The organism is Micromonospora parathelypteridis (genome assembly GCF_014201145.1).
In the GTDB taxonomy this organism is placed as follows: Bacteria; Actinomycetota; Actinomycetes; order Mycobacteriales; family Micromonosporaceae; genus Micromonospora; species Micromonospora parathelypteridis.
Genome location: NZ_JACHDP010000001.1, coordinates 3,019,459 through 3,038,947, shown reverse-complemented (window position 1 = coordinate 3,038,947; position 19,489 = coordinate 3,019,459). Strand labels below are relative to the sequence as shown.

The window sequence follows — 19,489 nt, the reverse complement described above, 5'->3', positions numbered from 1 at the left end:
GCGACATTGATCGTCGTACGCATGCTGTCCGTGCAGAAATCACGTGGGCGCAGGTGCGCCTACCTGGAACGGAGGAATCGCATGCTGAGCACGTTTCACTCTCGGGTCCGAGCGCTCGCGGTCATCGGCATGGCTGGTGTCGTGGCGGCGACCGGCGCGATGCCCCATGCGGCGTCGGCGGACGCGGTGGCCGCACCGGCCGCCGCGGGTGCCGACGCCCGACAGGTCGACCTCCCGCGCATCACCTCGACGATCAAGCCTCCGGCGGGATCTCGCCCCGTCGGCGCGTACGTCGTCACTCGCGGAACGCAGACCTACACCTGCGCTGGTGGCGCGTTCACCGGCGCGTCCGTGCCGGAGGCCCAGCTGATCGGCACGGGTGGCCGGGTTCACCACTTCAAGGGTCCGAGTTGGCAGTCCGAGCGTGACGGTTCACTGATCACGGCGAAGAAGACCGCGGAGAGGCCGCGTCCGGGGACGATCCCCGAGCTGCTGCTGACGGTGGACAGCCATACCGGCGCCGGCATTCTCAGCAATGTCGCGTACGTCAGTCGCCTGCTGACCTCGGGTGGCGTCGCACCGGCCGGCGCGTGCACCGACGGCGCGACGGCGGCCGTGCCGTACGGCGCGGTCTACGTCTTCTGGGCCGCGAAGCGGTAACAGCCAGGTCCCCGGTGTCCGCCGGGATCCCCGGCGGGCACCGGACGATGGTCATGGGCAACCGTCGATGTTAGCGTCTACCAACCGCAATCCGCCACCGGCTGATGTTCCCCGCACGTTACGTCTTGACGAACGCCATGTTATCGCTCACAGTCGATGGCTAAGGACGACGACACCTTTGGCTTACCGGGCAAGCCTGATTCGTCGACCTCGAATCAGGCGTGCGCCAAGGCATGCAGTCGCGTTGTTAGCGCTAACGTTCTCGAAGCATGCTCCCGGCCACGCGTCGCGGTGCGCCCATCTTCGGGCAGACCGTTCGGCTCTTGGTCTCTGAAGGAGGATCATGTCTGCCCTCGATAGGTCTCCATCGATCACCCCGCCGCGGCGGCGCGGGTGGCTGCTGCGGGTTTTCACCGCTGGCGTGATGGCGGTGGCGGTCGGCGGCGCCGCCGCAGCGGTGGTGTCGACACCCGCCGCCGCGGCGACTGTCGACACGAGCGCGTGGTACGTGTTGATCAACCGCAACAGCGGCAAGGCCCTGGACGTGTACAACCTGGCCACGAATGACGGTGCGCGGATCACCCAGTGGGCCCGGAACAACGGCAACCAGCAGCAGTGGCAGTTCGTCGACTCTGGCGGTGGCTACTACCGGGTGAAGTCGCGGCTGTCCGGCAAGGTGCTGGACGTCTACAACTTCTCGACTGCCAACGGTGCCAGCATCGTGCAATGGAGCGACAACAACAGCACCAACCAGCAGTTCCGGTTGGCCGACTCCGACAGCGGCTACGTCCGGTTGATCAACCGGAACAGCAACAAGGTGCTGGAGGTGCAGGGCGCCTCGACCGCCGACGGCGGCAACATCGTCCAGTACGACGACTGGAACGGCAGCAACCAGCAGTGGCAGTTCGTCCGCGTCGACGGCGGGAGCAACCCCACCACGCCTCCCCCGACCACGCCGCCGCCGTCCGGCACCTGCGACCTTCCCTCGACGTACCGCTGGTCGTCAACCGGTCAGCTGGCGACCCCGAAGTCGGGGTGGGTGTCGCTCAAGGACTTCACCGTGGCCCCCTACAACGGCCAGCAGCTGGTCTACGCCACCACGCACGACTTCGGGAGTAGCTGGGGCTCGATGAACTTCGGCCTCTTCACGAACTACTCGCAGATGGCCTCGGCGAGCCAGAACACGATGAACTCGGCCACTGTCGCGCCGTCGCTGTTCTACTTCGCGCCGAGGAACATCTGGGTGCTCGCCTACCAGTGGGGTGGGCCGGCGTTCTCCTACCGGACCTCCACTGACCCGACCAACCCGAACGGCTGGTCGGCGGCGCAGACGCTGTTCACCGGAAGCATCACGGGTTCGGGTACGGGTCCGATCGATCAGACGCTCATCGGCGACGGCACGAACATGTACCTGTTCTTCGCCGGGGACAACGGCAAGATCTACCGGGCCAGCATGCCGATCGGGAACTTCCCCGGCAACTTCGGCAGCAGCTACACGACCATCATGAGCGACACGACGAACAACCTGTTCGAGGCCCCGCAGGTCTACAAGCTGCAGGGTCTGAACAAGTACCTCATGATCGTCGAGGCGATCGGCTCGCAGGGCCGCTACTTCCGCTCGTTCACGGCCACCAGCCTTGGGGGTTCGTGGACGCCACAGGCCGCCAGCGAGAGCAACCCGTTCGCCGGCAAGGCCAACAGCGGTGCCACCTGGACCAACGACATCAGCCACGGTGAGCTGCTGCGGACCAGCGCCGACCAGACGATGACGGTCAACGCCTGCAACCTGCAGCTGCTCTACCAGGGTCGTTCGCCCAGTTCCGGCGGCGACTACGGCCTCCTGCCGTACCGGCCCGGTCTGCTGACCCTGCAACGATGAGGGCGTGACCCAGCTCGGAACTGAACGGGCGGGCTCGGCGTCGAGCCGAGCCCGCCCGCTACAGCGTCACTCGATCGGCGTGCCGCTGACGCAGGTGAGCACCTGGCCCTGACCACGAATCGCGCTCGACCTGGCCGTGGTGAACCCACGGGCTTCGAGTAGCAGTTTGGTCGCGGTGAGGTTCGCCGTGGCGTGTGCGGCGGTGGGCCGCTCGCCGAACACGTAGAGCTGCCCTCCCGGTGCCAGCAGGCTCCGCATCCGGTCGATCGGCTGAGTCGCGTCGCCCAGCCAGAACAGGCTGACGTTCACGGCGAAGATCTTGGTGAAACGGCGGGCCGGGAGGTCGGCCGCCTCAAATCCTGCACATCGAATCTCAGCTCTGCCGGCGTTGATGTGGTTCAGGTTCCGTTCGGTCGCGAGCCGCACCATCGTCGCCGCTCGGTCGATGGCGACGATTCGGCCGGTCGTGAGGCGGCTGGCGACCAGGGAGACGGCCGCTCCCCGACCGCAGCCGATCTCCAACACCTGGTCGTCCGCTGCGACAGCCATCGTGTCCACCGCCCATCGCTGCCGATGGGCTGCCGTCGTCCGCACCGGTTCCTCGGGTGCGAAATCCGGATCGCTGGTCGGCAGGGTGAACTTCACGACGTCACTCGCCGATGCCTGCTCTGTGCACACCTCTGATTCCACCCTGCCGGGCGAGTCAGTGCACCGTGTCCTCGGTCACCGGTGAGTTCCGGGGCGGCGCGTCAAGCAGGCGCCGCCCCGGACTCACCGCGGGATCAGGCGATCCGGTAGGCGCGTTGGATCGTCTGCGTGACCGTGTTGCCGGCGGTGTCGGTCGCCGTCAGTCGGAGCGAGACGAAGCCGGCCCGCCGGGGGTGACTGATGAGGGCGACGTCCCGGATCACCGGCAGCGTGACCCACGTCTTGCCGTCGTCGAACGACGCCGAGACGCCCAGCGTCCGGTTGGGCGCGGCCTTGGAACCAGCCTGCCGGTCCAGTGCCACCGGAATGGTCATGATCCGGCCCGCGCGGGCCGTGTTGGTGTCGTCGAGCACCGGCGTCGGTCGGGCTGTCGTCAGGGGCAGCCGCTGCGGCGACGTCGTGTGCGCCGAGGTGAAGGTCCAGGCCACCGCGATCGAGGTCGACAGGGTGTCCGGGACCGCGCGGGTGACGGTCGCCTCCAGACGGTAGGTGGCCTTCTCGGCGGGCACCGCGAACTCGGCCCACGGGCTGTCCGAGGTGCCGATCTCCGTGCCGTTGCGCAGCAGCCGGAACTGCACCGGCCGGTCGTCGCGGCTCCCGGGGCGACCGGCCGCGTCGCCGAACAGCGGCAACGACGAGATGGAGATGGTGTCGCCGTCGCGGCCCGCGTACCCCAGGGGCGACAGGGTCGGGGCCTGGGTCACCGAGGGCCCGAAGGGGGCCGCGTTCCAGGTCTGGGTGTACGTCCGGCCCGGCTTGAAGGTCGACTCCTGCATGGTGGAGTTGTCGCCCTCGACGAACGTGGACGTCCAGACGATGCCGCCGTCGGTGTTGTAGTACTCGGTGCCATGGAACGGCAGGTCGATCGGCGTGTTCGAACCGATCGGGCCGGAGCCACCGGGCGCTGACGCACGGTGGTACCGGACCGCCGTCGCCGCCGTGGACTGGCTGCGGTAGGTCGTCCTGACCGTGGCGAGGTTCTTCGGCGACAGCTTCCTGGTCAGACCCGTGAACATGTCGCCCGGGCTGACGTACGCCAGGTCGTACGTGTAGGGGCTGTTCCGGAAGGTTCCGTCCTTGCCGGGACGGGCAAGCCCGACGCCCAGCGTCGCGGTGAACTCGGGTGCCGCGACGGCGGGCCCGATCCGACCGAAGAAGACGTCGGCGAAGGACGCCCCACTGAGCTGGACACCCGGGTAGCGCATGCCATCGTTCCAGTTCGCGCTCACGTTGATCGAGAGGGGCGCGGCGTCGCGCTGGGGCACGGTCAGCGCGACCGGCTTGGCGGTACGGGCGTCGACGGCCTCGGTGATCGGGCCGCGTACGTCCAGCAGGGGCTGGACGAGCAGCGTCGACGCGTCGCCCTCGTGGATGGTGCTGTAGAGCCCGTAACGGCCCTTGGGCAGCCGCATGGTGCCACCGCCCGGTACCCCGTCCAGGGTGGTGAACTCGCCGGTGGTCAGGTTCGCCGCCACGGTCGAGTACTCCGTGGCCGGCTTGCCGTCACGTCCGGTGTGGTTGAGCCGTACGTCGTAGCTCTCGATCTCGCGGTTCAGCGCGAAAGGTGTGCGTACCCGCAGGTCGCCGGCACCGGTCGCGGTCAGCGCCCCCTGGTAGACGCCGTCGGTGGCGTCGACCCGGGTGTCGACGGTGATCGTCGCCTCGGCGCGACCGCCGGCCGGCACGACCAGCGTGGCCGGGCTGACGGTGAGCATGCCGGCCGGCGCCGGGGCGACGGTCAGCGTCAGGGTGACCGGCGTGCTGCCCGTGTTGCGGTAGCCGACGACCTGCGTGATCGGGGTGTCGTCGGCGTGCGGCCAGCGCTGGACCGGAAAGTCGATGGCGGCGATGTCGGCGGCGACCGGCTGGGCGACCGCGCGGGCGATGTCGACCCGACCCGCGCCCTGCTCGTAGAGGGTGTCCTCGCCGGTCGGCTTGGCGGAGTCCATCAGCGTGGCCTTGAGTTGCGGGCCGGTCCAGTCCGGGTGCTGCCCAGCGAGGATCGCGGCAGTGCCGGCCACGTGCGGGGTGGCCATCGACGTGCCCGCCATGGTCGCGTAGTCGCCGCCGGGGGCAGCGGCCACGATGTCGACACCGGGCGCGCTGATCTCGGGCTTGATGTGGTTGTCGCCGATGCGGGGACCCCGGCTGGAGAAGTAGGCCCGCTGGTCGTCGGCGTCGACCGCGGCGACGGCGAGGGCGTCGTCGGCGGAGGCCGGCGAGGAGACCGACTTCGGTTTGCCCTCGTTGCCGGCCGCGACCACGAAGAGGGTGCCGTACTGGTGGCTGAGCTCCTGGACCGCCGTCTCCAGCGGGTCGAGGCCGGGCGCGTCGTCGCCGCCCACGCTCAGGTTGACCACCCGCGTCTGCGGCGCGAGCCACTGCATGCCGGTGATGATGTCCGAGTCCTGGCATTCGGTGGTGGCGCAGACCTTGCCGACGAGGAGCTTCGCTCCCGGCGCCACACCTCGGTACCTGCCACCGGAGGCCGCGCCGCTGCCCACGATGGTCGACGCCACGTGGGTGCCGTGGCCGACCGCGTCGGCGGGGTCGTTGCCGCCGGTGAAGTCCCGGACCTCGGTGAGGCGCCCGGCGAAGTCGGGGTGGCCGGCGTCGATCCCGGTGTCCAGCACGCCAACGGTGATGCCGGTGCCGTCGAAGCCCGCCTGCCAGGCCGCCGGGGCGCCGATCTGCGGCACGCTGCGATCGAGGGAGACCTTGCGCTTGCCGTCCAGCCAGATGTGGTCGACCCCGGCGGTGAGGGTGCGCGCCGACGTCGTACCCCGGGTGAGCGAGGCCCAGAGCGTGACCCGGTCGTCCGGGTTCGCCCGCACGGCCAGCGCTCGGGCGGCGGGCAGGTCGGCCCGCACCCGTCCGTCACCCCCGATGGTCGCGGCCCGCGCCTGCGCCGCCATGTTCTCGGGGTACGCGACCAGCAGCGGCAGGTCGGCCGCCCGGTCGTCGTAGCCGAACTCGCCCAGCGCGGTGAGGTCGAACAACCGACGGTCGAGGCGTCCGTCCCGCAGCAGTGGCATCGCGTCCACCGGGATCACGAACTGGTGGCCGCCCTCGCGGCTGGTCACGAACCGCATGTCGGCCCGCCCCGGCCCGCGCTGGATCTGCGGCTGGCCGTGGGCGTCCACCGAGATCCGGTCGCCGGTGATCAGCGTGAAGGTGCCGGGCCTGCTCTCGACCGTGGCCCCGGTCGACACCCGCGCATTCGCCGGGGTGGCCGTCAGGCCCGCCGCTACCAGCGCGGTCGCGAGTACGCCGGCTGTCAGCGCCCGTCGTTGCCGTCGTCGCACATCGTCCTCTCCGCCACGGGCGTCTCCCGGGACGGCACGATGACGCCTGACCAGAGCGTTAGGTTGATCACTCCGGTGTGACGGTGGCCACAATCCTCCCCCCGCGCCGACGTGTCCGATTGACCCAGGCGGGTTCCATGCGGCGGTGACCAGGGGACGAGGCACTGGAGGGCACCGGTCGGATGCGTGATGCCGAGGAGTTCGACGCCCTCTACGCGGCCTGTGCGGGTCGGGTCGTGGGTCACGTGTACGCGCTGACCGGAAACCGTGCCGAGGCGGAGGATGCCGTCGCCGAGGCGTTCATGCGGGCCTGGCAGCGTTGGCGGACGGTACGGGAGGCGGACAGCCCGGAGGCGTGGGTCCGCCGCGTCGCGTCCCGGATCGCGGTGAGCAGTTGGCGCAAGACGTTCAATCGGATCCGCGCTCATCGTCGGGCCGCGGTCGACCAGGGCGTGCCCGGACTGAACGAGGACCACGTCGCCCTGTTGCAGGCGCTGCAGCGGCTGAGCGCCAACGAGCGCCGGGCCGTCGTGCTGCACCATCTGAACGATCTCAGCGTCGCAGAGGTGGCAGCCGAGATGCAGGCGCCGGTCGGGACCGTGAAGACGTACCTCGCCCGCGGTCGGCGAGCGATGGCCGGGTTGCTGACCGATGTGCACCAGGAGGAGACCTCCCATGGCTGATCCGCGCGACGACCTCACCGCGATCGTCGACGAGGTCCGGCGAGTCACCACGCTGCCGGGAGCCCAGGCGCTGCGCGACCGCAGCGACCGGCGTCGACGCCGCCGGGCGGCGGTCAGCGCGGCGGGGCTGGCCGTCGTGGCCGTTGCCGCCGGCACAGCCCTGTTGCAGGCACGAGCCGACGTCGAGACGCCGGGTGTCGTCGGCCCGGCGAGCCAGGTCCCACCTTCTGTCGTCCCGTCCGTGACGGCCGCGGCCGGACCTCAGGAGATCCTCGGCGGCAAGCGGCAGGTCGAGATCGCGGTGCCCGGCATGGCCGGGGCCACGTTGGCGATCGGCGCTGGCACCGACCAGGTGCGCGCCACCGCCGCGCAGAGCGTCGACGAGGGGGCGCTGTGGGTCCTGCGCCCCGAGGGGAACAGGTACCGGATCACCCTGGCCGCGCCTTCCGGCGGCAGCGCGGTCTGCATGACCGTCGTGCACGACACGGCGCCGGGCAGCGTACGCGGCCGGGTCTGCGATCCGGCCGCCGCGACACAGCTCTTCCGGATCGACCAGCTCGCTGACGGCAGCTACTCGATCTTCCAGGGCAAGCGCTACGTCCAGGTGGTCGACGGCACCAACGCGCTGGTCCCCGATCTGCCCGAGGGCCTGACCACCACGTACGAGTTCGAGGATCGCGGGCCCGCACCGCGCTGAGCTGCGCGGCGTCGACGCTCACCGCACGTCGAAAGTGGCACTGAAAGTTTCGGAAACTAATTGACACTTCACGATGGTCTTGCTCAGACTTTACGCGGCTGGCATTCGTGATTATCGATCACGTTTCGTTCCTTCCCACCACCACCCTCGGAAGGAGAGACCTGGTGATCATCCGCTCGGACCGTTCAAGGACCCGGTCCGTTCTCGTCGCGCTGGCGGTAGCCGCGCTCACCGTCGCCGGATCGGTATCGGTAGTAGCACGAACGACAACCGCGCAGGCCGCCGCAGGCGTCCTGGCCGCCGCAACGGTGGAGGACGAGGGCGCCGACTGTGCGGTGTCCGGTCTGCCTGACCTTGGTTCGCTGCCCACCAACGCCAAGCTTCCCGATCCTTTCAAGAAGCTGAACGGTGCGACCATCACCGCCAAGTCCGACTGGCGCTGCCGTCGGGCGGAGATCAAGGAGTTGGCGGAGAAGTTCGTCTTCGGCGAGAAGCCCGCCAAGCCGGCCACCGTCACGGGGACGGTCTCGACCACCAACATCACCGTGAACGTGTCGCACAACGGCAGGAGCTCCAGCTTCTCGGCACGGGTCGAGTTGCCGAGCGGCACCGGCCCGTTCCCGGCCGTCGTGGTGGTGGGTGGGTTCGGTGCGGACACCGCCACCATCAAGGCCGCCGGTGCTGCCGTCATCAGCTACGACCCGCTGGCCGTTGGTCGCGAGGGCACACCCCGAAACAACAAGCAGGGCGCGTTCTACAGCATCTACGGCTCATCGAGCAGCACCGGGCTGCTCGCGGCCTGGGGCTGGGGCGTGAGTCGGATCATCGACGTCATCGAGCAGTCCGGCAGCACGATCCTCAAGTCCGACGCGATGGGTGTCACCGGATGCTCGCGCTACGGCAAGGGCGCCTTCGCGATCGGTGTGTTCGACCAGCGCATCGCTCTGACCATGCCGATCGAGTCGGGCAGCGCGGGCGTTCCGATCTTCCGGGGCATCCCCGGGGAGGGCGCCCAGAGCCTGAGCAGCGCGTACGGGGAGCAGCCATGGTTGGGTGACGCGTTCGGCTCCTTCACCGGCAGCCCGAACCGACTGCCGGTGGACACGCACGAGATGGTCGCCATGGTGGCCCCGCGAGGGCTGTTCATCATGGACAACCCGCACATCGCCAACCTCGGCCCCCGGTCGGCGAGCGTGGCGGCGCTGGGCGGCGCGGAGGTCTACCGGGCGCTCGGCGCTGGCGACAACATCACCTACTGGTCCGACGTCCAGGACGGCAGCCACTGCGCCAACCGCCCCGAGTGGCGTACCCCGCTGCAGAACAACATCCGCAAGTTCCTGTTGAAGACGGGCAACGAGCCGGGAGCGATCCGGATTCACAGCAAGGCGCTCGGTCGGTTGGCCGACTGGCGGGACTGGCCGACGCCGGTCCTGGCTGACGGCCCGACCACCCCACCGCCGACGACTCCGCCGCCGACCACTCCGCCGCCGACGACTTCGCCGCCGACGACGCCCCCGCCGACCACTCCGCCGCCCACCACCCCGCCGCCGACGACGCCGCCTCCGAACGGTGCTGGATGTACGGCGACCGTGTCGGTCAACCAGTGGACGGGTGGTTTCGTCGCCGCAGTCCGGGTTACCGCCGGCCCCGCGCCGATCAACGGTTGGACGGTCACCATGACCCTGCCGTCAGGAGCCAGCATCACCAACATCTGGAGTGCCAACCGGAGCGGCACCACCGGCACGGTCCAGTTCACCAATGTCGCCTACAACGGCTCCATCGGAGCTGGCCAGTCGACCGAATTCGGCTACCAGGGCACGGGCACCGCCGCGGGGATGACCCCCACCTGCTCGGCCGCGTAACCCCTCAGGCCCGGTGTGGAGGTCGCGGGCCTCCGCACCGGGCCGTGTCGGCTCTGCGGCGGACGGCCCCGGCCGTCAGAGCCAGATCACGATCCCGGTCAGGTCGTTGAGGACCGCCGCCACGCCGGCCCTGATCGCCGCCGCGCAGCGTTCGGCGGTGAACGAGTTCGGGTCGTACGTGGATGCCATGCCGAGCCCTTCCCCGCGGAACGACGCGCCGTCCCAGTCGACCGAGGTGACGTTGTGGGTCGGCTCGGCCAGTTCCGCGCCCACCACGAGGAACTTCTCGTCCAGGTGGTTCGGGGTGACCAGCGCGAGGGGGTCGATGAGGTCGTTGCCCGCGCTGACGATGAGGTCCGGGCCCATCTCCATCGCCTTGGTGATGCTGGCGAGGGCGTCCGCCGGGTCGCCGACGTCGATCGTCCTGAGGTCGACGTGCTCGTCGTCGGCCCAGTCCTTGACCCCCGTCACGAGCGCCTTCGTCGGGTTGTCGTCGCCGACCGTCAGCAGCACCACGCGGTAGTCCTTCGGCGGGTGCACATCGGCCCACGAGCCGGGCTGCGGCGTGATGGTCGCCTCCGGGGCGGGCGTCGTGGAGGGGTCGACGAACCCGGGTCCGAGTGCGCCGACGGCGCTGGGCGTGGGGTGCGGCTGTGACCAGTCGTCGCCGGAACTGCAAGCGGTGACCAGCGCGGCGGTCGCGGCCAGCATGGCAACGGCCCGAAGCGGGGGGCGCAAGGCGGTCGTCCTTTCGAGTGGTGGCGGAGAGTCCGCGTAGTTCTTCGTATTCCTATCTCAATTCCGTCCGCCGTTTAGCGGTGGGCGGTCGCGCGAGGTCTTTGTTTTCCGGCGGTTCGTCGGTGCGGGGGTTGGTGTTCACCCGCGACGTGCAACGTGCACTGGCCAACCGAGGGAGTCGCATGTTAGGGCGCGTCCGCCGTACCGTTATCGTCATCGCTGTCGGGATCGCCGCAGCGGTGATCCCGTTTTTGGGCGCCGGAACGGCGTCCGCACACGGTTTTTCGTCGACTGTGTACGCGAAAATCACAGCGGGAGACGAGGGTCACATCCGCACGGCGTTGGAGCTCGAATACGACCTCCTCATCGTGTCCGCCGCCGATTCCGGTGACGACGATCCGCTCTTCCAGACGGGAACGGCCGCATTCGAGGCGGGTGACTCCGACGCCCAGGCCGCAGCGCTGAAGAGCCACGCATCGACGGTTCTCGGCTATGTCTCCGACCGGTTCTCGGTGGACGCGCGGAGCGCGGACTGCCAGCCGACCCAGGTGGGCGACGCGACGATCGGCGAGCGCGATGGCGTGCCGTACGCGACTCTGCTGCTGGACTGGACCTGCCCGGAGCGGGTCGCCGACCACGAGGTGCGCAGCGGTCTCTTCGCCGATGACGAGGGCTACGTCAAGGGCACCAAGACGATCGTCACCTACGAGATCGACGGCCGTTCGGGCAGCGCGGCGCTCGACTCCGCCAACCCCTCCTTCTCGACCGGGCAGGCCTGGTACGAGCGGTTCGGTGAGTTCTTCCTACTGGGCGCCGAGCACCTGCTGTCCGGGATCGACCACATCCTGTTCCTGCTGGCGCTCATCGCCGGGTCACGACGCCTTCGCGAGATCGTGCTCGCGGCCACCAGCTTCACCCTGGCGCACTCGGTGACGTTCATGCTCGCGGCACTCGGCCTGGTCGAGGTGCCGGGGGCGATCGTGGAGCCGATCATCGCGTTGTCGATCGCCGTGGTCGCGGGCTGGCACCTGTGGGGGATCTGGCGGCGCGGTGGGCACGCCACCGACCTGGAGACGACGGGGCAGGGTCACTTCAGCCTGGACCGGGCCGGCTGGATCCGCCTCGGCGTGGTGTTCTGCTTCGGCCTGGTGCACGGGCTGGGCTTCGCAGGCGCGCTCGGCATCGACGAGGCGTGGTCCTGGACCCTGCTGTGGTCGCTGCTGGTGTTCAACGTCGGCATCGAGACCGTTCAGTTGACGATTATCGCTCTCGTCTTCCCGCTGCTGATCGTGCTGCGCCGCCGTGCGCCAAAAGCCGGCATCTGGGCGACCGGTGTTGTTTCCGCAGCCGTGTCCGTCATGGGGCTGATCTGGTTTGTACAGCGCGTTTCTGGGTCCTGAGTAGGGCTAAGTAGTTTGCGAAGTGCAGTATTTCGCAAGATCGCGTTCATGGTTGGTTCATCGGGCAACGAAAGCGTGGAACCGCTTCCCCAGCGTCGGGTGAAGTCACAATCCATTTCTCTATTTGAAAAGGGAACAATGTCGATGACATTGAGCACCTCGACACGGGCCCCCGGGCTCGTGCGGCGGCGCCTGGTCGCCGGGGTCGCAGCCGGGTTCCTGGGAATGGGCGCGGCCCTCGGTAGTGGTCTCATGGCCACGGCGAGTGCAGCCGAGTCCACCACGATCACCGGTGTGGTCCTCGGCGTCGGCGCCAACGAGACCCAGCGCATCGTGACCTGGTACTCCTCCGCCGACACCGCGCAGAAGATCCAGCTCGCCCCGACCGCCGAGATCGTCAACGGCGAGTTCCCGGCCAGCGCGGTCAGCTTCGAGGCCGTTGGTGCGGCGAACACCTCCACCACCGGCTTCAACCGGCACGCCACGATCAGCGACCTGCGCGAGAACGTGACGTACTCGTACCGGGTCGGCTCCGAGGGCAACTGGTCCCCGGCGTACTCCTTCAAGACCCGGTCCTTCGAGGGCGACTACGACTTCCTGTTCTTCGGCGACCCGCAGATCGGCGCCTCCGGCGACCGGCTGAAGGACCAGGCCGGCTGGGAGGAGACCCTGAAGGTCGCCACCGCGGCCAACCCGAACACCGAGCTGCTGGTCTCCGCCGGTGACCACGTCGAGAGCGCCAACGACGAGAGCCAGTGGGACTCGTTCCTGGCCCCCGACCAGCTGCGTCAGTACCCCCTGGGTGCCACCATCGGTAACCACGATGTCGGCGGCAAGTCCTGGGAGCAGCACCACTTCACGCCGAACACCGACCGCTCGGCCCAGTACTACACCGGGGACCAGGCGACCCGCTCCGGCGGTGACTTCTGGTACATCTACAAGGACGTGCTGTTCATCGACCTGAACAGCAACAGCTACGTCAACCCGGCGGACGGCTCCGCCGGCGGCGACGCGGCGCACGTCTCGTACGTCACCGACGTCGTCAACAAGCACGGCAACGAGGCCAAGTGGAAGGTGCTGGTCTACCACCACTCCATCTACTCGGCGGCGAGCCACTCCACCGACGGGGACAACGCGGCCCGTCGGAAGGACTTCACGACGGCGTTCTCCGACCTCGGCATCGACATGGTGCTGCAGGGACATGACCACGTCTACACCCGTAGCTACTCGATCAAGAACGGTCAGAAGGAGAACCCGGCCGAGCAGCCCGGTGCTGCCGACGTGTTCCCCGGCCCGGGCGGCGTCATCTACGTGACGGCCAACTCGGCCTCTGGCTCGAAGTACTACGACATCAAGAAGCCGGGCAACACCGGCACCGGTCCCGACGGCCTCGGCCCGGACCCGCTGAACCCGAGCAATTACTGGTTCAACTCGGTGCAGAACCAGGAGCACGTCCGCAGCTACGTCAAGGTGTCGGTCAAGGCCGACAAGCTGGTGCTCGAGAACCTCCGCAGCGGCACCTGCGCGGCGCCGAACGCGGCCGTCGAGAAGGGCCTCTCCTGCGTCAACACCCCGGACGGTCAGCCGGTCGGCTCGATCGTCGACAGCACGACCATCCACCCGTACCACGGTGACGGTCAGGCCATCCAGGTCAACGTGCCGAACGCGGCTCCGGGCGAGTTCGGCTGGACGATCGACGGCTACAACGGCCTGGTCAACCTGGGCACCGCGCAGGAGCGCAACGGCACCTCCTTCGAGGCGACCGGCAAGATCAACCCGCTCCTCGTGACGGACAGCCGCCGCTCGCTCGCCCCGTGGTCGATCTCGGCCAACGTCGGCGACTTCCAGGACGCCGACAAGAAGTTCTCCGGCTCCTACCTGGGCTGGACCCCGTACGTGCTCGACGGCGGCGCGGGTGCCGAGGCCGGCGCCCCGGTCCTGTCGTCCTTCGACGACCAGGGCAAGGGCCTCTCGGTCTCCAGCGGCCTCGCCGCGGCCGTGCAGGGTCACCCGCGGGGCGGCGCCCGGCTCGGTGCTGACCTGGATCTGAAGATCCCGGACAGCATCGCGGTGGGTAGCTACCGCACCACCCTCACGATCACTGCGCTGAGCAGCTGACCGAACAGTTCCATCGGGCGGGGTAGGCACCTTCGGGTGCCTACCCCGCCACCCATTTGCAAGCCTCCCAAGATCACCTCAAGGAACCGAAATGCAACCGTCCGTGACGCGCTGGAAGACCAAGACCGCCGTACTCCTTCGTACGACCGCCCTGTCCCTGCTCGCCGCCGTCGCGGCCGCCGGCGTCGGTGCCGGCCCTGCCCAGGCGGCAGACGGCAACGTCGCCTGGACGGTCCGGACGGCCTCCAACAGCTACGGCGAAGCTCGGTCCAGTTACAGCTACAACGTCAATCCCGGTGGCTCCGTCGAGGACGCCATGGTCGTGGCCAACCGCGGCACGGCGCCGCTGACCCTGTCCGTGTACGCCGCCGACGGCTTCACCACCGACGCGGGCCAACTCGACCTCCTCGCCAAGGACAAGAAGTCCGTCGCGATCGGCGCCTGGGCGAAGCCGAATGCCGGCAGTGTCGTGGTCCAGCCCGGCAAGACCGCGCAGGTCCCCTTCAAGGTCAGCGTCCCGGACAACGCCACGCCCGGCGACTACGTCGGCGGCATTCTCACCACGTTGACCCAGGCCGACCAGGCCGAGGGCATCAACGTCGACCGGCGCCTCGGTATCCGGATCAAGATGCGGGTTGGCGGCGACCTGAAGCCGAACCTCGCGATCGAGAACCTCCACGTGAAGTACTCCGGCCCGTCCAACCCGTTCAGCAAGGGTGACGCCACCATCACGTACACGATCCACAACGTCGGCAACGCCGCCCTGTCCGGGCAGCAGGCGGTGTCGGTCTCGGGTCCGTTCGGTCTGCTGCGGGTGCGCGCCAAGGACATCGCCGCGCCGCCGGAACTGCTGCCGGGTGAGAGCTGGAACGTGACGGTACCCGTACACGGTGTGGCTCCCGTCGTCTCGCTGGCCGCGACCGCGACCCTCACACCCCTGCTCAACGACGCCTCGGGCTCCACCACCCCGCTCAAGGCGGTCCAGGTCACCGCGCACGGCTGGGCCCTGCCGTGGACGTTCGTGCTGGTGCTCGTCGTGCTGATCGCCGCGCTCGTCGGGGTGTTCCTGTACCGGCGCCGCAACCGGACGCAGCGCAAGGCGCGCGAGGACGCCCGCGTCCGCGACGCCGTCGAGCAGGCGCTGCGTGGTCAGGAGCCGCGGACGTCCTGATCGCGGGGCCGGTCAGCGCCGCTGGTTGCGGCCGGCCGCAGTCGCCGCACGACGGGTCAGGCCGACAGCGACCACGATCACGGCGATCACCAACACCGCCGCCGGCACGGATGCCCAGGTCGGAGCCGTGCGCAGCACGACCGTGCCGAGCACGGCGCCGACCACCAGCCCCGCCAGCCGGCCGACACCACCCACGTCGGCGAATCGGTGCGGGTCGACGACGCGACGCCGAACCAGCTCGGTCAGTGAGCCAGTCAGATAGGTGGTCGACGCACCCCGGACGCCGGCGCCAACGGTGATCACGCTCTGAATGCCGCTCGCCACGGCCGCCATCCCGAGCAGCACGAGCCCGAAGCCGTACCCGGGACGTGCCGAGCAGGCCAACCAGCCGACCGTGAACCCGAGCAGCAGCACCGCCTCGGCAGACGTCACCACCGCGGTACGGACGTTCCAGCCCGGCGGGGTGTGGCGCAACGGCACCGTGGCGGCGGCCACCCCGACGGCGTACCCACCAACCGCCACCACCGCCCCCGCGAGCGATCGGGCGTCGGCAGTGGCGATCGCGTGGCCGAAGTGCACCAGGTTGCCGGTGATCACGCTGGCGAAGTACGCGTTGAGCTTGGTCAGGCAGATCACGTCGATGCAGCCGGAGGCCGCGGCCAGCGCCACCAGGAGCCAGGCCGTGGCCCGTGTCGAGGGAGCGTGCACGGTGCCCTCCCGTCGGTCCCCGCTGGCGGCGTGACCGCCGCGATCGCCCGGAGCCACCTGACTCCGGGTGGCACCCATTCCCGTGCTGGCACCGGCTACGCCCCCGCGGGGCGCACCGAGCGGTGGCGGTCGCCCTTGTGGGTGAACGGCACTCGGCTCCGGACCGCGCCTGTCCCCGAGCCGGCATGCTGCGACGGTGACGCCGGCACGGGAGGGGAATCCACATGGTTGACGGGGATGTGCCAGAGCGGATGCAGGCCGCGGCCTTCGACGAGTTCGGTGGCCCGGAGGTGATCACTTTGCGGAAGCTGCCGATCCCGCAGGTCGCTGACGACGAGGTCCTGATCAAGGTTTTGAGCGCCGGCGTGGGAGTGTGGGACGCGTACGAGCGGCAGGGTGTGCTGGTGCCGGAGGGCTCAGCCCTCCCGATCGTGCCCGGCTCCGACGGCGCCGGAACCGTCACCGCGGCCGGCCGCAAGGTGACCGACCTCGTGGTGGGTGACCTTGTCTACGCCTCCGCCACCGCCCGACCGAAGGGCGGCTTCTACGCCGAGTACGCGGCCGTCAAGGCGCAGTTCGTGGCGAAGCTGCCCGACGGCGTACCGGCGGAGCACGCGGGCGCCATGTCGACCGACGCGCTGACCGCGTTGGCCGGGCTCGACACCGTCAGCCTGTCGGCCGGCGACTGGTTGCTGATCTTCGGGGCGAGCGGCGGTCAGGGCCACCTGGCCGTGCAGTTGGCCAAGCGGCAGGGGCTGAACGTGATCGCCGTCGCCTCCGGCGCGGACGGCGTCGCGTTGGTGACCCGCCTCGGTGCCGACGTGTCCCTCGACGGCCACGGCGACCTGACCGACGTGCTCGCACGGATCAAGGACGCGGCACCGGCCGGAGTGGCCGCCATCCTGGCGATGGCCAGCGGCAAGACGTTGGACCGGCTCACCGAGGCGCTGGTCGACGGCGGAGTTGTCGCGTACGCCCACGGTGTGCGGCCCGAGCCGAGCGAGCGGCCGGGCGTCGTGGTCCGGGCGTACGACGGCGTGGCGAACCCTCGACAGTTGCAGCGCCTCAACGAACTCATCGAGGCGGGCCCGTTCGTGGTGCACGTCGCGGAGAAGTTCCCGCTCGGCAAGGTGCGGGAGGCGCACAAGCGCCTGCAGACGTCCTACGCGGGCAAGTTGCTGCTGACCGTCGGCTGAGACTCAGCGCGAGCGCGGTTGCGGCACGCGTACCGATGCCATGCCGGCCGCGGTCGCGGACTGGATGCCCAGGTCGGTGTCCTCGAAGACCAGGCAGGCCCCCGGGGGTACGCCGAGGTGCTGCGCCGCGAGCAGGTACGCCTCCGGGTCGGGCTTCGCGCGGGTGTAGTCGTCAGCGCAGACCAGCACGTCGAACCGGTCCAGCAGACCGAGCGCGTCGAGGGAGGCGGTGACCGAGGCCCGCGTGCTGCCGGAGACGACGGCGAACGGGACCCGTCGGTGCGCGTCGTGGATGTGCGCCAGCACGTCCGGCACGGCGGCGAGTTGCGGCAGCGACTCCTGGTAGTAGCTCTCCCGGCGCTCGACGACGGTCGCCACCGGCATGGCCAGGCCGTGCTGCTCGTTCAGGGAGACGACGATGTCCGCGGTCGGTCGCCCACCCCACGCGTAGAAGAGATCCTCGGGGAACTCGCAGCCCCACTCGTCCAGGGCCCGCTGCCAGGCCACGTAGTGCAGCGGCATCGAGTCGACGATGGTGCCGTCGCAGTCGAACAGGTACGCCGCGAACTCACCGGACGGCAGGGGCAGACTCACCCGAGCAGGGTACAGCGGGCCGGCGGCGACCGGCCGAGCCGCTCAGTCGGCGGTGACGGACGCCAGCCTGCGCAGCAGGTGTGCCCGTTCCGGCTCGGTCCCGACCAGCGCCAACGCGCTGCGGTACGCCGCCGCGGCCTCGTCGTACCGGCCGAGCCGGCGCAGCAGGTCGGCCCGGGTGGCTGGATACAGGTGGTACCCACGCAGACGCGGATCGTCGGCCAACTCGTCCAGCAGGGCGAGCCCCGCGTCCGGCCCATCCCGCATGGCCACGGCGGCGGCCCGGTTCAGCGCCACGACCGGTGACGGGACCATGCCGAGCAGCACGTCGTAGAGCGCCACCACCTGGGGCCAGTCGGTGCTGGTCACGTCGGCGGCCTCGTCGTGCAGGGCGGCGATGGCGGCCTGCACCCCGTACGGCCCGGGTCTCGGGCCGGTCAGCGCGATGACCACCAGTGCGCGCCCCTCGTCGATCATCGGGTGGTCCCAGCGTCCGCGGTCCTGGTCGTCGAGGAGGACCATCGCGCCGTCCGGCCCGGTACGAGCGTTCCGCCGAGCATGCACCAGCAGCAGCAACCCGAGCAGACCGGCGACCTCCCGTTCGGCGGGCAGCAGCCGGCGCAGGATCCGGGCCAGCCGGATGGCCTCCTCGGCGAGGTCGATCCGCTGGAGATCAGGGCCGGAGCTGGCGGCGTACCCCTCGGTGAAGACCGAATAGACGGCCTGGAGCACGGTGGGCAGGCGATCGGGCAACTCGTCTCCGCCCGGCACCCGGAACGGGATGCGGGCGTCGCGGATCTTCCGCTTGGCCCGGACGAGTCGCTGGGCCATGGTCGCGGGCGGCACCAGGAAGGCCCGCGCGACCTCGGTCGTGGTGAGGCCGGCGAGGAATCGCAGGGTGAGCGCTCCGCGATCCTGCGCGGCCAGGGCGGGATGTGCGCAGGTGAAGAAGAGCGCGAGTCGGTCGTCGGGCAGGTCACGGTCCGCGTCGGCGGGCGGGGCCGGGTCGGCCCGCTCGGCCTCCGCCTGGAGAACGGCGAGCCTCGTCGCCAGCACCCGGTCGCGGCGCAGCCGGTCGACGGCGCGGCGGCGGGCCGTGGTAAGCAACCAGGCGCCCGGCCGGCTCGGAACGCCGTCGGTCGGCCAGTGCAGCAGCGCCGCCTCGATTGCCTCGGAGGCCACCTCCTCGGCCAGGTCGAGGTCGCCGAAGCGGTGCACGAGTGAGGCGAGCAGTCGGCCGTGTTCCTCGCGGAACACCGCCTCCACCGACCCGACTGCCGCCTCTTGACCCGCCACGGTCAGACCTCGACCTCGATCTCGGCGACCGGGCGCACCTGCACCGACCCACCGCCAAGCGCTCCGGGGCTGCGGGCCGCCCATTCCATCGCGGCGTCGAGGTCCGGCACGTCGATGATGTCGTACCCGCCGAGCACCTCGCGGGTCTCGGCGAACGGCCCGTCGGTGATCGTGCGGTCGCCGTCCGGGCCCACCTGCACCGTCGTACAGGTGGTCAGGTCCTGCAACGGATACCCGGAGACCCAGATCCCGGCATCCTTCATCTCCCGGTCGTAGCGGATCCAGTCCTCGAAAGAGCATCCGTCCACGGTTGTGTCCCACTCCGTCGTCGGGCTCATGAACAGCAGCATGTACTTCACGTTTCGGCTCCTCTCGGTGCGGCGGGTCGCCGTACAGCATGACGACGATCGGAGGCCGGGGATATCGACACGGCGTCCGGATTTTCTGTCGTCACGCCCGGGGCCACGGGAGAAG

16 protein-coding genes are annotated in these 19,489 nt (G+C 69.8%); 9 read left to right on the top strand and 7 right to left on the bottom strand.

Going from position 1 to position 19,489, the window contains the following annotated elements:
* The first annotated feature begins 81 nt into the window (after window positions 1-81).
* Entirely contained in the window at window positions 82-660 is a 579-nt protein-coding gene (locus HNR20_RS13510) for a DUF3455 domain-containing protein (RefSeq protein ID WP_184179657.1), read from the top strand.
* Between the two features lie 343 nt (window positions 661-1,003).
* Window positions 1,004-2,539, top strand: coding sequence for a non-reducing end alpha-L-arabinofuranosidase family hydrolase (locus HNR20_RS13505; protein ID WP_184179654.1), 1,536 nt, complete (start codon window positions 1,004-1,006; stop codon window positions 2,537-2,539).
* A gap of 66 nt (window positions 2,540-2,605) precedes the next feature.
* On the opposite strand, the gene HNR20_RS13500 is transcribed toward HNR20_RS13505, so the two are convergent.
* Complete coding sequence (locus HNR20_RS13500; RefSeq protein WP_268240255.1) at window positions 2,606-3,097, bottom strand: class I SAM-dependent methyltransferase; 492 nt, start codon at window positions 3,095-3,097, stop codon at window positions 2,606-2,608.
* A gap of 224 nt (window positions 3,098-3,321) precedes the next feature.
* Window positions 3,322-6,552, bottom strand: coding sequence for a S8 family peptidase (locus tag HNR20_RS13495; protein ID WP_184179648.1), 3,231 nt, complete (start codon window positions 6,550-6,552; stop codon window positions 3,322-3,324).
* A 182-nt stretch (window positions 6,553-6,734) separates the two neighbouring features.
* On the opposite strand from HNR20_RS13495, the gene HNR20_RS13490 reads away from it, so the two are divergent.
* From HNR20_RS13490 to HNR20_RS32295, 3 genes are all read left to right on the top strand, one after another.
* Complete coding sequence (locus HNR20_RS13490) at window positions 6,735-7,235, top strand: sigma-70 family RNA polymerase sigma factor (RefSeq protein WP_184179646.1); 501 nt, start codon at window positions 6,735-6,737, stop codon at window positions 7,233-7,235.
* Window positions 7,228-7,932 carry a hypothetical protein gene (locus tag HNR20_RS13485; protein ID WP_184179643.1) on the top strand — a complete coding sequence of 235 codons (705 nt, stop codon included), beginning with the start codon at window positions 7,228-7,230 and terminating at the stop codon, window positions 7,930-7,932. The genes HNR20_RS13490 and HNR20_RS13485 overlap by 8 nt, the downstream gene beginning before the upstream one ends.
* A gap of 164 nt (window positions 7,933-8,096) precedes the next feature.
* On the top strand, window positions 8,097-9,794 hold the full coding sequence (locus HNR20_RS32295; protein WP_229687038.1) for a glucuronyl esterase domain-containing protein: 1,698 nt from the start codon (window positions 8,097-8,099) through the stop codon (window positions 9,792-9,794).
* A gap of 75 nt (window positions 9,795-9,869) precedes the next feature.
* Here the strand turns inward: HNR20_RS32295 and HNR20_RS13475 are convergent, their stop codons facing one another.
* Complete coding sequence (locus HNR20_RS13475; RefSeq protein WP_184179640.1) at window positions 9,870-10,532, bottom strand: type 1 periplasmic-binding domain-containing protein; 663 nt, start codon at window positions 10,530-10,532, stop codon at window positions 9,870-9,872.
* A gap of 134 nt (window positions 10,533-10,666) precedes the next feature.
* Between HNR20_RS13475 and HNR20_RS13470 the strand changes: the two genes are divergently transcribed.
* The 3 genes from HNR20_RS13470 (at window position 10,667) to HNR20_RS13460 (ending at window position 15,221) form a co-directional block, all read left to right on the top strand.
* The gene (locus HNR20_RS13470; RefSeq protein ID WP_311736869.1) at window positions 10,667-11,932 is read left to right on the top strand and encodes a HupE/UreJ family protein; all 1,266 of its coding nucleotides are present in this window, start codon (window positions 10,667-10,669) and stop codon (window positions 11,930-11,932) included.
* A gap of 252 nt (window positions 11,933-12,184) precedes the next feature.
* Complete coding sequence (locus tag HNR20_RS13465) at window positions 12,185-14,050, top strand: purple acid phosphatase family protein (protein ID WP_229687040.1); 1,866 nt, start codon at window positions 12,185-12,187, stop codon at window positions 14,048-14,050.
* 91 nt (window positions 14,051-14,141) lie between these two features.
* Window positions 14,142-15,221, top strand: a complete 1,080-nt coding sequence (locus tag HNR20_RS13460) for a WxL protein peptidoglycan domain-containing protein (RefSeq protein ID WP_184179634.1) — start codon at window positions 14,142-14,144, stop codon at window positions 15,219-15,221.
* A gap of 12 nt (window positions 15,222-15,233) precedes the next feature.
* Here HNR20_RS13460 and HNR20_RS13455 read toward each other — a convergent pair whose 3' ends face one another.
* On the bottom strand, window positions 15,234-15,929 hold the full coding sequence (locus HNR20_RS13455) for a YoaK family protein (protein WP_229687041.1): 696 nt from the start codon (window positions 15,927-15,929) through the stop codon (window positions 15,234-15,236).
* 224 nt (window positions 15,930-16,153) lie between these two features.
* Between HNR20_RS13455 and HNR20_RS13450 the strand changes: the two genes are divergently transcribed.
* Entirely contained in the window at window positions 16,154-17,125 is a 972-nt protein-coding gene (locus HNR20_RS13450) for a quinone oxidoreductase family protein (RefSeq protein ID WP_221309799.1), read from the top strand.
* Window positions 17,126-17,128: 3 nt separating this feature from the next.
* Here the strand turns inward: HNR20_RS13450 and HNR20_RS13445 are convergent, their stop codons facing one another.
* From HNR20_RS13445 to HNR20_RS13435, 3 genes are read right to left on the bottom strand one after another with little or no spacing between them, the layout of a single operon-like run.
* Window positions 17,129-17,719 (bottom strand): HAD family hydrolase, encoded by a 591-nt coding sequence (locus tag HNR20_RS13445; protein WP_184179628.1) that lies wholly within the window; start codon window positions 17,717-17,719, stop codon window positions 17,129-17,131.
* 42 nt (window positions 17,720-17,761) lie between these two features.
* Complete coding sequence (locus tag HNR20_RS13440) at window positions 17,762-19,015, bottom strand: RNA polymerase sigma factor (protein ID WP_184179625.1); 1,254 nt, start codon at window positions 19,013-19,015, stop codon at window positions 17,762-17,764.
* A 2-nt stretch (window positions 19,016-19,017) separates the two neighbouring features.
* On the bottom strand, window positions 19,018-19,365 hold the full coding sequence (locus HNR20_RS13435; protein WP_184188414.1) for a YciI family protein: 348 nt from the start codon (window positions 19,363-19,365) through the stop codon (window positions 19,018-19,020).
* Window positions 19,366-19,489 lie beyond the last annotated feature (124 nt).

Bases quoted from the DNA above. Each gene is read 5' to 3' on its own strand.
- HNR20_RS13510 (WP_184179657.1), top strand. From the start codon at position 82: ATGCTGAGCACGTTTCACTCTCGGGTCCGAGCGCTCGCGGTCATCGGC.
- HNR20_RS13505 (WP_184179654.1), top strand. From the start codon at position 1,004: ATGTCTGCCCTCGATAGGTCTCCATCGATCACCCCGCCGCGGCGGCGC.
- HNR20_RS13490 (WP_184179646.1), top strand. From the start codon at position 6,735: ATGCGTGATGCCGAGGAGTTCGACGCCCTCTACGCGGCCTGTGCGGGT.
- HNR20_RS13485 (WP_184179643.1), top strand. From the start codon at position 7,228: ATGGCTGATCCGCGCGACGACCTCACCGCGATCGTCGACGAGGTCCGG.
- HNR20_RS13465 (WP_229687040.1), top strand. From the start codon at position 12,185: ATGGCCACGGCGAGTGCAGCCGAGTCCACCACGATCACCGGTGTGGTC.
- HNR20_RS13460 (WP_184179634.1), top strand. From the start codon at position 14,142: ATGCAACCGTCCGTGACGCGCTGGAAGACCAAGACCGCCGTACTCCTT.
- HNR20_RS13450 (WP_221309799.1), top strand. From the start codon at position 16,154: ATGGTTGACGGGGATGTGCCAGAGCGGATGCAGGCCGCGGCCTTCGAC.
- HNR20_RS13435 (WP_184188414.1), bottom strand. From the start codon at position 19,365: ATGCTGCTGTTCATGAGCCCGACGACGGAGTGGGACACAACCGTGGAC.